The organism is Nitrobacter winogradskyi (genome assembly GCF_006539545.1).
Classification (GTDB): domain Bacteria; phylum Pseudomonadota; class Alphaproteobacteria; order Rhizobiales; family Xanthobacteraceae; genus Nitrobacter; species Nitrobacter winogradskyi_A.
The window spans coordinates 1-13,726 of sequence record NZ_BJNF01000039.1 but is presented as its reverse complement, the minus strand read 5'-3'; the positions used below and the strand labels follow the sequence as shown (position 1 = coordinate 13,726).

Here is a 13,726-nt window from a genome sequence, read left to right as displayed (position 1 = left end):
TCCGCTCTAGATGTCCCGTCCTCTGGTGATCGCCGCGTCGAGCAGCTTCTCCGCGTTCTCGACGGCCTGCCTGAAGATTTCCGCCTCGTCATCCAACGGCAATCCGGTGATCGCGGAGTTCTTGAGATCGCGGATGCAGTTGTCCCGGAGGGTCATGAGAGACGTATCATCGAGAAGGTATCCGCTGAGGACATATCGGATCAGTTGGGCGGTGAAATTCTCGAACACAAGCGTGATCATGCCCGCCTGGGCTGCACTGCGAGTGGCATTCTGGAGGATCTGCTTATCATCCATCGCGTCGTTTCATCTGTTTGCGCCAGGGAATGAAGTGGTTGCTGATTAATCTGGTGCCGTTCGAAGCCATGGGTGCAGGCTGGCGGCGGCATGACGCCGTTCGTACTCTACCAAACGGACGCCGAACGAAAGACTAGCCTTTTCCAGTTCATCCAGCCAGCCGCCTTTCTGCCGGTCGGTTATGCGCCCACCGGCGGGAGTCCCTGCTCGCACTGATCCTGAGCGCGCCGTTTGATCGCGTTGCGGCACCAGGCCGTCATCGCCTCGGTGTCGGGGCTCAAACGCGTGGCGGAATCTCCGGCGAACGCCAGGAAGTCCGCAAGGTTCTGCGAGGAAACGCCGATGATGACCGGAATATCGGCGATCAAGGCTTCGGCGATGACCGCGCGCAGCCCCCGGCCCTGGGCTTCTTCCCTGCCGAACTTGTTGATGATCAGCAGATCGACATGTTCGAGCACCGCCCGCTCGATCCAGGCATCGATGCGCGCGAACGCATCCTGGTCGAGCCGGCATCCCCTCGCCTCGTTGCCGCGGTCCTGCGAGATCTTGACTTCATCGCCGCCCAGCAGATCCTTGACATACATGTCGCATCGTCGCCGGCCTTCACGGTGCGGATTTGACTGGACGATGCCTCCGAGCCTGTAGCCTGAGGTGGCCAGGTCGGCCGCGCATTGGGCCATGAGAGCATCCCTGACAAGGCCATCATCATAGGCCACGACCCCGATCGGATTCGTGTCGGGGCCGGACCCGGCAGAAATGTGGGGAGCACGGCGTTGCTCCATCGTTTCCTCTTCTGCGTCAGCCATGTCCTGAGTTCTTGATCTTGATCGCTGTCCGGTTTTCGTTGTCGCTCATTTTCCGGCCCGCGGCCTTTACATCAGGCGCGGAGACAGCCGCAGGTGCTGCTTCAGAGCGGCCTCACGATCAGCAATGGACGCTGCCTCATCGGCGACAGGCAGGTCGTGGAACAATATGAGAGCAAGTGAAACCGACCTGTGGCGGCCTGTCAAGTGACCGCGGGATAGGCCGGCCATGGCATCAATCCGGACACGCCGAATCCAGCTTGCCGGATAGACTGCCGGGTGTGAGCATGCCGAAAGCGTCGGCCATCGAATCGGGAGCTTTATGTGAAAACGGCCATTACGGAACTGTTCGGCATCGAGCATCCGATCATCCAGGGCGGGATGCATTATGTTGGTTTCGCGGAGCTGGCCGCCGCCGTCTCCAACGCGGGCGGGCTCGGAATCATCACCGGGTTGACCCAGAAGACGCCGGAATTGCTGGCAAAGGAGATCGCGCGCTGCCGGGATATGACAGGCAGGCCGTTCGGCGTGAACCTGACGTTTCTGCCCGCCTTCACCGCGCCGCCCTATCCTGAATATATCCACGCGATCGTGGAAAGCGGCGTCAGGATCGTTGAAACGGCGGGCCGCAATCCGGAAGCCTACATGGCTGCGCTCAAGACCGCCGGTGTCAAGGTGATCCACAAATGCACCTCGGTGCGGCACGCGTTGAAAGCGGAACAGATCGGCTGTGATGCGGTCAGCGTCGACGGCTTCGAGTGCGGCGGTCATCCCGGCGAGGACGACATCCCCAACATGATCCTGCTGCCGCGCGCGGCCGACGAACTCAGGATTCCCTTCGTGGCGTCGGGCGGCATGGCGGATGCGCGCAGCCTGGTCGCCGCCCTGGCGCTCGGCGCCGACGGCATGAACATGGGCACACGCTTCATCGCGACGAAGGAGGCGCCGGTGCATGATAATGTGAAGCAGGCGTTGGTCGCGGCCTCCGAACGCGATACCCGGCTGATCATGCGTTCGCTGCGCAATACCGAGCGCGTGCTGAACAACCGCAAGGTCGAGAGACTGATGGAGATCGAGCGCGAGAAAGGCGAGAGCCTCAGGATCGACGATATTATCGAGCAGGTCGCCGGCATCTATCCCCGGGTCATGATCGAAGGCGACGTGGATGCCGGCGCCTGGAGCTGCGGCATGACGGCGGGCTTGATCCATGATGTGCCGAGCTGCAAGGAGCTGATCGAGCGCATCGTGAACGGTGCGGAGCGCATCATCCGCCAGCGCCTGACGGGCCTGCTTGAGGGCAGGGCGGCGTAGCGCGGATATAGGAACGAAATGCGGCGGGGAGTCAGCCGTCGTGGCCGATGTGCTTGTGGCGAATGCGGCGCACGATCGACCAGATCGTGAACGCCGCCACCGGAATGAAGGCCGCGGTCAGATGGCCCGGCTTGATCGCGAGCGTTCCGGACTCGTGCAGCGCCTTGGCGATATAGCCGAACAGGCTGACGACATAATAGGTGATCGCCGCGACTGACAGCCCCTCGACCGTGGTCTGCAGCCGGAGCTGCATCCGGGTGCGGGCGTTCATCGATTTCAGGAGTTCCTGGTTCTGCTGCTCGAGTTCGACGTCGACGCGTGTGCGCAGCAGGTTGGCGGTGCGCGAGAGCTTGAGCGAGAGGCTCTCCTGACGAGCCTCCGTGGTGACGCAGGTCCGCATCGCCGGCGCCATCCGCCGCGCCAGGAACGAACTCCACGTCGGCAGTCCGGCCACCTTCCGTTCGCCGACGGTGGCCAGCCGCTGCTGCACGATCTCATAATAGGCGCGGCTGGCGCCGAAGCGGAAGACGCTGGCCGCGGCGCCGGCCTCGACCTCGGCGGCCAGCGCCGTGAGTTCATCGAGCAGGTGGCGGTTGTCCGCCAGATTGCCGCTATTGCGCATCTTGTCGGTCACTTCGGCGAGGCGCTGCTCGACCGCGCTGATCGAAGGCGAGAGCCGCTGCGCTTCGGGCAGGCCGAGCAAGGCGAGCGTGCGATAGGTCTCGATTTCGATCACGCGCTGCGCCAGCGCGCCGGCGCGGTCGGGATTGAGCTTACGATCGACCACCAGGATTCGCACGAAGCCGGACGGATCGGGCTGGAAGTCCGTGGCGTAGATCGCGGCGCCGTCATTGTTTTCGGCGAGCGCCAGGCTGGTTCGCTCGAACAGCCGCTCCGGCGGTTGAACGGCGGGCCCGTCGGCGAGCACATGCATGTCGATGGCGACGAGCAAGGGCCCGGGCTGCGGCACGAGCTGCATTGGGGTTGCCAGCGCTGCGGCGGGTGGGTGAAACGGAATGCCGTCGGTGGGAGACGGCAGCTCCCATGTATACGTCGTGAACTCGGAATGTTGCTCCCACCGTAGCGCGGTGGTGCCGAAGGCCACGCGATAGTGTCGTTCGGAGAAGGTCGGCACGGGAAGGCCGCGCGCCGCGCAGAATTTCGCGAGGTTGACGCGGTCGGCGTGCCCGCGCTCGCCGGCGGTATCGAACGCAAAATGCAGGATCCTAGCCGGAACGGTCAGCGCCGTGAAAGGCCGCGCGTGGAGTTCGCCCAGGATCGCGTTGCGGAGCGGGTGCGGAGCAAGCCGGGCGGCCTCCGCGTCCCCAATCGAGACTTCCGCGCTCATGCGATCCTTTCCGGCGTGCGTCGCTTTTTACTGTTGACGGCGGCGTGAGAAACGACCGCGGCGGCGATGCGTGGTATTGCGCCTTCTGATAATCCCAGAACGGCCGCCGATCAACGGCGATGCGGGAGAAAACGGGTTGCGTCCGCTTCAATAATGCGGTGGCGGCTCATTGGCCGGGGCGGGCCGCGCGGCTTCAGCCTCCCGCAGGCGCTCGCCGATTTCAGCGATCTGTCGCATCAGCGCGTCGATCTGCTTCCACTGCGTGGTGACGACCTGGTTCAGCGTCTCGATCGCCTCTTCCTGATACGTTGCGCGCATTTCCAGCGCGTCGATGCGGTCCGCGAACGTCTCGTCAGTCATCGTGCGGCGCTCCGTCCATTACCGAGCTCGCCTGCCGGGATTCCTTCAGTCCGTGACCGAGAGCGATTCTGTCGTCGAATACGAAACATTCGCCTCGCCAGCGGCTCTCACTTTCAGGAATCTTTTCAAGATACTTCAGGATGCCGCCCCTGAGATGATAGACTTCCTTGAATCCGCGCGACAGCAGATAGGAGCTTGCCTTCTCGCAACGAATCCCGCCCGTGCAATACATTGCGACCCGGCGGTGCTTTCGATGATCGAGTTCTTGCGCGGCGAAATCCTTGAATTGTCCGAAACAGGCGAGTTGCGGATCAACCGCGCCTTCGAAGCTGCCCATGACAACCTCGAAGTCATTACGGACATCGAGGAGAAGCATGCCGGGCGCGGCGATCAGTTGATTCCAGTCCTGAGGATCGACATAGATGCCGACCGCGCGGGTCGGATCGGTCGCGGGATCGCCCAGCGTCACGATCTCCTTCTTCAGCCGGACCTTGAGCCGGGCAAACGGCATCGCCGACGCCTGAGAGAATTTCAGCTCGAGATTATTCAGTCGGCCGGAGAACAGTGCGCCGGTCTGCAATTCCGACACCAGCGTATCGACCGCATCCAACGTTCCGGCGACGGTGCCGTTGATGCCTTCGGCGGCGAGCAGGATCGAGCCCTTGATGGCGCGTGCCGCGCACAGCCCGCGCAGCGGCTCGCGCAAGGCGCGAAAATCCGGCAGCGGCGTGAACTGATAAAAAGCGGCGACCTTGAGCATGAGGCGTCTTTAGCAGCCTGCGTCGCGTCGCGAAACCCGTTCAGTTTATAGGGACCGGGAGTTGTTATCTTTTACTGAGCCGCACAGAACAGCCGGCCCGCAAAGGGCCGGCCTGTTCACATCCGAACGTCATTACATGTTTTGGTGATCAGAGATTCTTGTTGATGGTGGCGGCGGCCTTGTCGGCAGCGTCCTTGGTCGCCTGCTTGGCGTCGCCGAGCGCGTTCTGGCCCTTGCCTTTGAGCTCCTGAATCGCGCCTTCGCCCTGAAGCTTCTCCGAACCGGTGGCTTCGCCGATAACCTGCTTGGCCTTACCGATTGCTTCGTTGGCGGTGCCCTTGATCTTGTCGGTCGTGGAACCCATGAGTTTTTCTCCTTAACGTCAGCCTGCAGCGACATAACGTGCGGCGCGTTGAAGGGTTCCAGCGAGGGAAATGCTGGTGGCGTTCCGCCTTCAATCCGGGAAAGATTGCGAAGAGAACGTTCATGAGCGGATCGGCCAATCCGCTCATGGTTTACGTTAGCATCGAGATGCTACGGACCGCGAAGGCCCTGCGCCGCCAGGTGTCAGGCGGCTCTGACCGTTGCGAGAAATTTCTCGACCTCCTGCTTGAGGCGGTCGGTGTCTCCGGCCAAAGACTTCGCCGCGGCGAGGGCTTGCGTGGAGGAGCTCCCCGTCACGGAAGCTCCGTTGCTCACCTCGATAATATTGGAGGACACTTCCGAGGTCCCGGCCGCGGCCTGCTGGACGTTGCGGGATATTTCCTGAGTGGCGGACGCCTGCTCTTCGACGGCCGAAGCGATCGTGGCGGAAATCTCGGCGATCCTGCCGATGACGATGCCGATCTCCTTCATGTTATCGACGGAGTCGTTGGTCGCCGACTGAATGCTTGTAATCTGCTGGCCGATTTCAGCGGTGGCTTTCGCGGTCTGCTCGGCCAGCGCCTTCACTTCAGACGCCACGACGGCAAAGCCACGGCCGGCTTCACCTGCGCGAGCGGCCTCGATGGTTGCATTGAGGGCCAGGAGATTGGTCTGGCTCGCGATCGTATTGATCAGTTCAACCACGTCTCCGATCTTCGTGGACGCCTGCGACAGCGAATTGATGCGCTGGTCGGCGCGATGGGCCTTCTGCGCCGCGTCGCTTGCGATCCTCGATGCTTCCTGCACCTGCCGGCTGATCTCGTTCACGGAAGCCGCCATTTCCTCGCTTGCTGAAGCCACGGACTGAACGTTGACCGTCGCTTCCTCGGAGGCTGCCGCCACGGCGGAGGAGAGCTGGTGGGTTTGCTCGGCCGTCTGGGTCAGGGCGGTCGCCGAATCCTCTAACTGGGTCGCGGCCGAGGATACGGTCTGGATCACCGCGCCGACCGCCGCTTCGAAACCGTCGGCGAGCCGATGCATGTCCGCCTTGCGCTGCTGCGCGGCCAACTGATCCTGCTTCATTTTGGCTTCCGCTTCATCGCGCGCCTTCTGCTCGGCCTTGATCTTGAAGGTTTCGACCGCGCGCGCCATGTCGCCCATTTCGTCCTTGCGCTCCAGTCCGGGCAGGACGACGGCAAAGTTGCCTTTCGCAAGTTCACCCATGGCTGCCGTCAGCGCCGCCATCGGCCGCAGGATGCGCGAGAACGCGATCCAGAAGCTGATAAAGGCGAGAGCGATACAGCCCAGCAATATCAGGGCGGAGCTGAGCAGTTGGGACCGGCTGTCCGAGGCTACCCTCGCCGCCTCCTGGTCGGCGGCCTCTCCCACCGCATCGGCCAGCCGGAGTATTGAATTGATCGCGGTCGTCGCCTGCGCGACATAGTCGTTGCCGCTGATCTTGTATTCACCTGTCTCGGATGCCGCGAACACGGCGTCGCGAGTCTGGCCGTAGCGCTGGAAATAATCCTTCTCGACGCCGGAGATTGCATCCGAGACTTTTGTCGGCAGGTCGGCGCGCATCCGGATTGGCGAGATGGTTTCCCACGCCAGCTCCACATTTCCGCGGGAGCGCGCGATGGTCCGCAAGCTGCTTGTGGAAATCCCGGCGCGGGAGCTGACAATTCCTCCGAAGAGCGCGCGCTCCCGTCCGGCGTTTTCCGCCATCTGCGCAGTCAGATGACGCAGACTGACAAGTTGCGTCAGAGCCGCGGTGGGTGGACGCGTCAGCGTTTCCAGCGTGAGCCGCAGCGTGTTGCCGGAAATCTCGATCAGCCTGGTGATGGTCGGCGCGAAGCTCTCCACGACCTCCCGGCTTCGTTCCGATCCCCGCTTGGGAAGATTCTCGTCGAGGCGCGTGCGAAACCCGACGAACGCCTGAAAAGCGCTCTCGGCTTCCGAGACCCGGGATTCCGCGGATTTCATCGCCGGATGTCCGCGCAGAAGTTGAGCTGCCTCCGAAAATGCGCGATCGGCGGTTTGCCGTGCTTCAAGAATCTGAGGGCGGCGTTCAGCGGGCATGGCATCGGGCGACATGAGCGGCGCGTTGGTCAATCCGCGCTCCACCGCCCATTGTCCCGAGCTTCGCAGCAGCAATTGCGAGATGTGGTTCACTTCGAGAAATGCTTCGGATTGCTGGCGCTGTTCGTATGCCTGATAGGCCATGATTCCGGCGGAAAGCGCGCCTATCATGACGAGCGCGGAGACGATCGCGGGCAATATAACGCTTATCTTCGCCTTCATTATTCGGATCCTTCCGATGCAGGTAAAACTGCCGATCAACCGTTCTCTGTTGATCGAGAGCCAGTCATTGATTTGGTCTCTCAGCAAGATGAGTCAGGACGTCGTGCTTTGATGCGCGGCGGGGTGGCGAGAAAGCCTCGCGGGCGCGAACACATGAACCGTTCGAATCTGCGGTATCTTCGGAGGACAGGATTAAAATTTTACCAATAGAGGCGAGCAGCCGTCGTCTCGCAACCAGGCCTTGCGCTTGATCCCTCAAGCTCTGCGGGGCATTTTTCGTTCAATTTTATATGAAACATGAAATGAAGCCGGCCTTTCCCTATTCTAAAGATATTCCCCTTATAGGTGTAGGATCATTGCCTGTAGCAATCCCGAACCAGCTCGACGGCGTCGATTACCCGAACAAGAGGACATTGCGATGAGTTTTCGCCGTGACATGATCTCCAAGCTGATCTTCTCCTGGGCGCGCCGTGTGTTGCCCTCGATGTCCGATACCGAGCGCGAGGCGTTGGAAGCGGGGGATGTCTGGTGGGATGCCGATCTGTTCACCGGCAATCCGGACTGGTCGAAGCTCCTCGATACCCCGCCGGCGACGTTGACAGCGGACGAGCAGGCATTTCTCGACGGGCCGGTGGACGAACTGTGCGCCATGCTCGACGAATGGAAGATCAACTGGGAATGGCGCGATCTGCCGCCGGAAGTCTGGAACTTCATCAAGCAGAAGAAATTCTTCGGCATGATCATTCCGACCGAGCATGGCGGCCTCGGATTTTCGCCCTATGCGCATTCGGAAGTCGTGCGGAAGATTTCATCGCGTTCGCTAGTCGCCGCGGTCACGGTGATGGTGCCGAATTCCCTCGGCCCCGGCGAATTGCTGATGCGTTTCGGCACCAGGGATCAACAGAACAGATGGCTGCCGCGTCTGGCCGACGGACGCGACGTCCCGTGCTTCGGCCTCACCAGCCCGGAAGCCGGCTCCGACGCGGCGGCGATGACCGACACCGGCATCATCTGCAAAGGCATGTTCGAGGGGCGCGAGGTGCTTGGGCTCAGGCTCAACTGGCACAAGCGCTACATCACGCTGGGGCCGGTGGCGACGCTGCTCGGCCTCGCCTTCAAGGCCTTTGATCCGGATCATCTGATCGGCACGCAGGAGGACCTCGGCATCAGCGTGGCGTTGATCCCGACCGATCTGCCGGGGGTGTCGATCGGCCGTCGCCATCTGCCGGCGATGCAGGTATTCCAGAACGGTCCGAACTGGGGAAAAGACGTTTTCATCCCGCTCGACTACGTCATCGGCGGCAAGGAACGCCTGGGGCAGGGCTGGAAGATGCTGATGACGGCGCTGGCCGCCGGGCGCGGCATCTCGCTGCCCTCGTTGTCGGCCGCGGGCGCGGCATTTGCCGCGCGCACCACCGGCGCTTACGCGCGCATCCGCGAACAGTTCGGCATTCCGATCGGGAAATTCGAGGGCGTCGAGGAGCCGCTGGCCCGGATCGCCGCTACGGCCTATCTGATCGATGCGGCGCGGCGGCTGACCTGCGCCGCGCTCAATGAGGGCCACCATCCCGCCGTCATCTCAGGCATCATGAAACTGCATGCCACCGAGCGGTTGCGTACCGTGATCGACGACGCGATGGATATCCATGGCGGCAAGGCGGTGATCGACGGGCCCCAGAATTATCTCGGCAACCTCTATCGGGGGGTGCCGGTCTCGATCACCGTGGAAGGCGCCAACATCCTGACGCGCAATCTCATCATCTTCGGGCAGGGCGCGATCCGGGCGCATCCTTACCTGTTGCACGAGATGAATGCGCTCGGCGACACGGACAAGGCTAGAGGCCTCGATAACTTCGACAAGACCTTCTGGGATCACATCGTCCACAGCTTCAGGACGCTGTCCCGCGCCTGGGGACGAAGCTGGAGCGGCGGGGTCTTCGCGCCCGCGCCGGATGATGCCGGCGCGGTGACCGGATTCTACCGTCAGCTCTCGCGCTATTCGGCGGCTTTCGCGCTATGCGCCGACATGGCGCTGCTGACGCTCGGCGGCAAATTGAAGCGCAAGGAGATGCTGTCCGCACGCTTCGGCGACATTCTTTCCGAACTGTATCTCCTGTCGGCGGTGCTCAAGCGCTGGCACGAGGAGGGTCGTCAGCAGGCCGATCTCGCTTTGGTCGAATGGTGCATGGCGACCGGTTTCCGCACCATCGAGCAGCGGTTCGCCGATATCCTGGCTAACCTGCCGAACCGCGTTGTCGCTATCCTGCTCAAATTCATGATCCAGCCGCTCGGCGCGCAGGCGCGTGGTCCGAGCGACAAGGTCATCCACGCCTGCGCCCAACTGGTGCTGGAGCCCTCCGTCGCGCGCGATCGGCTGACGCAGGGGCTGTCGAACGTCGATGATGATGGCGGGCCGGCCCGGCTGGAAAAGGCGTTCCTGCTGATCGCCGCCGCCGAGGGCGTGTTCAAGCGGATGCGCGGGGCGCGCCTGCGCGATGCGGAGGCCGCAGTCAGGCAACGCGTCATCACCCAGGCCGAAGCCGAGCAGTACAAGGAGGCGCAAGAGGCGGTGGCCCGTGTCATCGAGGTCGACGACTTCGCGCCGGAAGCATTGTCACCCCAGAAGAAGCCCGTCAGCGTGCAGGTCGTGCAGGAGCAGGCCGAGACAAGGGCGGCAGGCTGATGGTGCGCCCGGTCTATATCATCGACGGCAGCCGAACCCCGTTCCTGAAGGCGCGCGGCGGTCCGGGACCGTTCACGCCGGTCGATCTGGCGGTGCAGTGCGGGCGGCCGCTGCTGGCGCGGCAGCCGTTCGCGCCCGATGCGTTCGATCAGGTCATCCTCGGCTGCGTCAACGTCATCGCCGACGAGATGAACCCGGCCCGCGTCGCCGCATTGCGGCTCGGCATGGGCGAGGCGATGGTGGCGTTCACGGTGCAGATCAACTGCGGCTCGGGCATGCAGTCGATGGATACCGGCTACCGCTACATCCGCGACGGCGACGCCAACCTGATTTTGACCGGCGGCGCGGAGGCGCTGAGCCATGCGCCGCTGGTGTGGCCGCAGCAGGGCGTGCGCTGGTTCGCCGGCGTCGCCGCCGCCAAGGGCATTGTCGAGAAAATAAAGGCGATCGCCAAGGCGCGGCCGCCCTACTTCAAGCCGGTCATCGGACTTGAGCGCGGACTGACCGACCCGATCACCGAACTCAACATGGGACAGACCGCCGAGGTGGTCGGCCATCTTTTCGGGATCACGCGCGAGCAGTCCGACGCCTACGCCGTCGAGAGTCACAAGCGCCTGGCGAAGGCGCAGGCCGAAGGCTGGCTGAAAGGCGAGCTGGAAACCGCTTTCGCGCGCGACGGCAAATTCTACGATCACGACGACGGCGTGCGCCCTGATTCCTCGATGGAATCGCTGGCGAAGCTGAAGCCGGTGTTCGAGCGGCCGTGGGGCCAGGTCACCGCCGGCAATTCGTCGCAGATCACCGACGGCGCTTGCTGGACGATTCTCGCATCAGAGGACGCCGTCATCAAACACGGCCTTGAGCCGAAGGCGATGATCATCGACAGTCAGTGGTCGGGGCTGGATCCTTCCGTCATGGGACTGGGTCCGGTGCTGTCGGCGACCGAACTGTTGAAGCGCAACAAGCTGTCGCTGCAGGATATCGAGACCTGGGAGCTCAATGAAGCATTCGCGACGCAGGTGCTCGGCTGCCTCGCCGCGTGGGAGGACGAGAAATTCTGCCGCGAGGTACTCGGGCTCGAAGGCGCCGCCGGCGCGATCGATCGCGCCAGACTCAATGTCGATGGCGGCGCGGTCAGCCTTGGTCATCCCGTCGGCACTTCGGGTAACCGCATCGTGCTGCACCTTGTCAATGCCATGAAGCGGCTCGGCACGAAGCGCGGGATTGCCACGGAGTGCATCGGCGGCGGGCTGGGCGGCGCCATGCTGGTCGAGATGGTGTGAGGGCGTCATGAATTCAAAAGTATTGGACGTTCTTCAGGATCGCGTGCTGGAACTCGGGCCGAAACCCGGCGCAGGCGGTTCCTATCGCCATTTCAAGCTGACCCGTGACAGCGATGGCGTGGCCTGGGTTCTGTTTGATCGCAAGGATTCCAGCGCCAACACGCTGTCGTCGGAGGTGATGGAGGAATTCGCCGCGATCCTGACCGTGCTGGAAAACCAATCTCCAGCCGGCATCGTGATCCGTTCGGCCAAGACCTCCGGCTTCATCGCAGGCGCCGACGTGAACGAGTTTCGCGGCGCCGCTGATCCCGGCGAAGTCGAGACGACGATCGGCCGCGCCCACGCAATCATCGATCGGCTGGAAGCCCTGAAGATTCCGACCGTCGCCGTGATTCACGGCTTCTGCCTTGGCGGCGGGCTCGAGGTGGCACTGGCATGCCGGACCCGGATCGCCATCGACAATGCGCGGTTCGGTTTCCCCGAAGTGATGCTCGGTCTGCATCCCGGTCTCGGCGGGACGGTGCGCTTTACCCGGCTGGTCAACCCGATGCAGGCGATGACGCTGATGCTGACCGGCAAGACCATCGACGCGCGGAAAGCGAAATCGCTCGGGCTCGTCGATGCCGTGACGCAGGAGCGCCACGTCCGCAACGCGGTGAAGGATGCGGTCGCCGGCCGGCTGAAGCGTGGCCGGACGAGCGTGCTCAACGGGCTGCTGAATCTCGGTCCCGTTCGCGGCTTTCTCGGCACGCGAATGCGCCGTGAGGCCGCGAAGGCGGCTCCGCAGGAGCATTACCCCGCTCCCTATGCGCTGATCGATCTCTGGGAGAAGCACGGCGGCAGCAAGACCGCGATGCTGGCGGCCGAGAAGCGATCCTTCGCCGAGTTGATGGTGACGTCGACGGCGCAGAACCTGATCCGGGTGTTCTTCCTCCGCGAGCAGATGAAGAAGCTCGCCGGCAGCGGCAACACGGTGAAGCATCTGCACGTCATCGGGGCGGGCGCCATGGGCGGCGACATCGCCGCGTGGTGCGCGCATCAGGATATCCGGGTGACGCTCGCGGACATGAAGCCGGAACCGATCGCCGGCGCGATCAAGCGCGCGGCCGGTCTTTACGGCAAGATCGTCCGCAAGCGGACCGCTATCCGCGACAGGCTTGACCGGTTGATGCCCGACCTGAGCGGCGACGGCGTGCGCCAGGCGGACCTGATCATCGAGGCGGTGTCCGAAAAGCTCGAACTGAAGCAGAAGGTCTATGCCGCGATCGAGCCAAGGATGAAGCCGGGCGCGATCCTCGCCACCAACACTTCGAGCATTCCGCTCCAGGAGCTGCGCGCCACGTTGCAACGTCCTGAGCGTCTGGTGGGCCTGCATTTCTTCAATCCGGTGTCGCGGCTGCAACTGGTCGAGGTGGTCAGCCATGATGCCGCCGACCCGCAGGTGCTGGAACAGGCCATGGCGTTCGTCGGGGCGATAGACCGGCTGCCGCTGCCGGTGAAGAGCGCGTCGGGCTTCCTCGTCAACCGCGCGCTGACGCCGTACATGCTCGAAGCCATGGTCATGCTGGAGGAGAAGATCGACAAGACGGCGATCGATGCGGCCGCGGAGAAATTCGGCATGCCGATGGGGCCGATCGAGCTTGCCGACCAGGTGGGGCTGGATATCTGCCTCGCCGTCGGCGACGAGCTGCGTTCGAAGTTCGGCGACGCCCTTCCGCAACCGCCGGACTGGCTGCGCGAGAAGGTTGCGAAGGGGGAGCTTGGCCGCAAGACCGGCAAGGGCTTTTATGACTGGCGCAACGGCAAGGCCGAAAAGGGTGAGGCCGGAGATGTGCAGGTGCAGCCTGAAATCATCGACCGCCTGATGCTGCCGATATCGAACGTCTGCGTCGCATGCCTGCGCGAAGGCATCGTCGATGATCCCGATCTGGTCGACGGAGCCATGATCTTCGGCACTGGTTACGCTCCGTTCCGGGGTGGTCCGCTGAAGTATGCGCGGACCCGGGGTGCTGAGAATGTCGCCGCCAATTTACGCGGGCTCGCGGAGAAGTTCGGCGTTCGCTTTGCCCCGGACCCCGGCTGGGACTCATTCAAGTAAGACGACCAGATCACGATGGTTTTGGATCGAATCGATCCAAAACCATCAAGGTGATCGATTCCAATATTCGAGAGCGGGATGCGGGCGGAAAACCGCACCACACTTTTCCTCATCCCGCTCTA

11 protein-coding genes are annotated in these 13,726 nt (G+C 63.1%); 4 read left to right on the top strand and 7 right to left on the bottom strand.

What is annotated here, in order from left to right:
• Positions 1 to 6: 6 nt before the first annotated feature.
• Together NWI01_RS08175 and NWI01_RS08170 are read right to left on the bottom strand one after the other, a co-directional pair.
• Positions 7 to 294 carry a hypothetical protein gene (locus NWI01_RS08175; RefSeq protein WP_141383386.1) on the bottom strand — a complete coding sequence of 96 codons (288 nt, stop codon included), beginning with the start codon at positions 292 to 294 and terminating at the stop codon, positions 7 to 9.
• A 179-nt stretch (positions 295 to 473) separates the two neighbouring features.
• Positions 474 to 1,100 (bottom strand): DUF2478 domain-containing protein, encoded by a 627-nt coding sequence (locus NWI01_RS08170; protein ID WP_141383385.1) that lies wholly within the window; start codon positions 1,098 to 1,100, stop codon positions 474 to 476.
• Positions 1,101 to 1,421: 321 nt separating this feature from the next.
• On the opposite strand from NWI01_RS08170, the gene NWI01_RS08165 reads away from it, so the two are divergent.
• The gene (locus NWI01_RS08165) at positions 1,422 to 2,408 is read left to right on the top strand and encodes an NAD(P)H-dependent flavin oxidoreductase (RefSeq protein WP_141383384.1); all 987 of its coding nucleotides are present in this window, start codon (positions 1,422 to 1,424) and stop codon (positions 2,406 to 2,408) included.
• A gap of 31 nt (positions 2,409 to 2,439) precedes the next feature.
• On the opposite strand, the gene NWI01_RS08160 is transcribed toward NWI01_RS08165, so the two are convergent.
• The 5 genes from NWI01_RS08160 to NWI01_RS08140 all read right to left on the bottom strand — a co-directional run bounded on the left by NWI01_RS08160 (position 2,440) and on the right by NWI01_RS08140 (position 7,540).
• The gene (locus NWI01_RS08160) at positions 2,440 to 3,756 is read right to left on the bottom strand and encodes a DUF3422 family protein (RefSeq protein ID WP_141383383.1); all 1,317 of its coding nucleotides are present in this window, start codon (positions 3,754 to 3,756) and stop codon (positions 2,440 to 2,442) included.
• 147 nt (positions 3,757 to 3,903) lie between these two features.
• Positions 3,904 to 4,116 (bottom strand): SlyX family protein, encoded by a 213-nt coding sequence (locus NWI01_RS08155; RefSeq protein ID WP_011316171.1) that lies wholly within the window; start codon positions 4,114 to 4,116, stop codon positions 3,904 to 3,906.
• Positions 4,109 to 4,876 (bottom strand): oxygen-dependent tRNA uridine(34) hydroxylase TrhO, encoded by a 768-nt coding sequence (gene trhO / locus NWI01_RS08150; RefSeq protein WP_141383382.1) that lies wholly within the window; start codon positions 4,874 to 4,876, stop codon positions 4,109 to 4,111. Before trhO ends, NWI01_RS08155 begins: the two co-directional genes overlap by 8 nt.
• Positions 4,877 to 5,024: 148 nt before the next feature.
• Complete coding sequence (locus NWI01_RS08145; RefSeq protein WP_011316169.1) at positions 5,025 to 5,240, bottom strand: CsbD family protein; 216 nt, start codon at positions 5,238 to 5,240, stop codon at positions 5,025 to 5,027.
• 203 nt (positions 5,241 to 5,443) lie between these two features.
• Positions 5,444 to 7,540 (bottom strand): methyl-accepting chemotaxis protein, encoded by a 2,097-nt coding sequence (locus tag NWI01_RS08140; RefSeq protein WP_141383381.1) that lies wholly within the window; start codon positions 7,538 to 7,540, stop codon positions 5,444 to 5,446.
• A 418-nt stretch (positions 7,541 to 7,958) separates the two neighbouring features.
• Between NWI01_RS08140 and NWI01_RS08135 the strand changes: the two genes are divergently transcribed.
• Genes NWI01_RS08135 through NWI01_RS08125 form a run of 3 tightly spaced genes read left to right on the top strand, consistent with a single transcriptional unit; the run spans position 7,959 to position 13,604 of the window.
• Positions 7,959 to 10,223 (top strand): acyl-CoA dehydrogenase, encoded by a 2,265-nt coding sequence (locus NWI01_RS08135; RefSeq protein WP_141383380.1) that lies wholly within the window; start codon positions 7,959 to 7,961, stop codon positions 10,221 to 10,223.
• On the top strand, positions 10,223 to 11,506 hold the full coding sequence (locus tag NWI01_RS08130; RefSeq protein ID WP_141383379.1) for an acetyl-CoA C-acetyltransferase: 1,284 nt from the start codon (positions 10,223 to 10,225) through the stop codon (positions 11,504 to 11,506). Before NWI01_RS08135 ends, NWI01_RS08130 begins: the two co-directional genes overlap by 1 nt.
• 7 nt (positions 11,507 to 11,513) lie before the next feature.
• A complete protein-coding gene (locus tag NWI01_RS08125) occupies positions 11,514 to 13,604 on the top strand; it encodes a 3-hydroxyacyl-CoA dehydrogenase NAD-binding domain-containing protein (RefSeq protein WP_141383378.1) in 2,091 nt (696 codons plus the stop codon).
• Positions 13,605 to 13,726 lie beyond the last annotated feature (122 nt).

What these genes read in the sequence shown, in the direction of transcription:
- NWI01_RS08155 (WP_011316171.1), bottom strand. Translation starts at nt 4,116, where the DNA reads ATGACTGACGAGACGTTCGCGGACCGCATCGACGCGCTGGAAATGCGC.
- NWI01_RS08130 (WP_141383379.1), top strand. Translation starts at nt 10,223, where the DNA reads ATGGTGCGCCCGGTCTATATCATCGACGGCAGCCGAACCCCGTTCCTG.
- NWI01_RS08135 (WP_141383380.1), top strand. Translation starts at nt 7,959, where the DNA reads ATGAGTTTTCGCCGTGACATGATCTCCAAGCTGATCTTCTCCTGGGCG.
- NWI01_RS08145 (WP_011316169.1), bottom strand. Translation starts at nt 5,240, where the DNA reads ATGGGTTCCACGACCGACAAGATCAAGGGCACCGCCAACGAAGCAATC.
- NWI01_RS08125 (WP_141383378.1), top strand. Translation starts at nt 11,514, where the DNA reads ATGAATTCAAAAGTATTGGACGTTCTTCAGGATCGCGTGCTGGAACTC.
- NWI01_RS08140 (WP_141383381.1), bottom strand. Translation starts at nt 7,540, where the DNA reads ATGAAGGCGAAGATAAGCGTTATATTGCCCGCGATCGTCTCCGCGCTC.
- NWI01_RS08170 (WP_141383385.1), bottom strand. Translation starts at nt 1,100, where the DNA reads ATGGCTGACGCAGAAGAGGAAACGATGGAGCAACGCCGTGCTCCCCAC.
- NWI01_RS08175 (WP_141383386.1), bottom strand. Translation starts at nt 294, where the DNA reads ATGGATGATAAGCAGATCCTCCAGAATGCCACTCGCAGTGCAGCCCAG.
- trhO (WP_141383382.1), bottom strand. Translation starts at nt 4,876, where the DNA reads ATGCTCAAGGTCGCCGCTTTTTATCAGTTCACGCCGCTGCCGGATTTT.
- NWI01_RS08160 (WP_141383383.1), bottom strand. Translation starts at nt 3,756, where the DNA reads ATGAGCGCGGAAGTCTCGATTGGGGACGCGGAGGCCGCCCGGCTTGCT.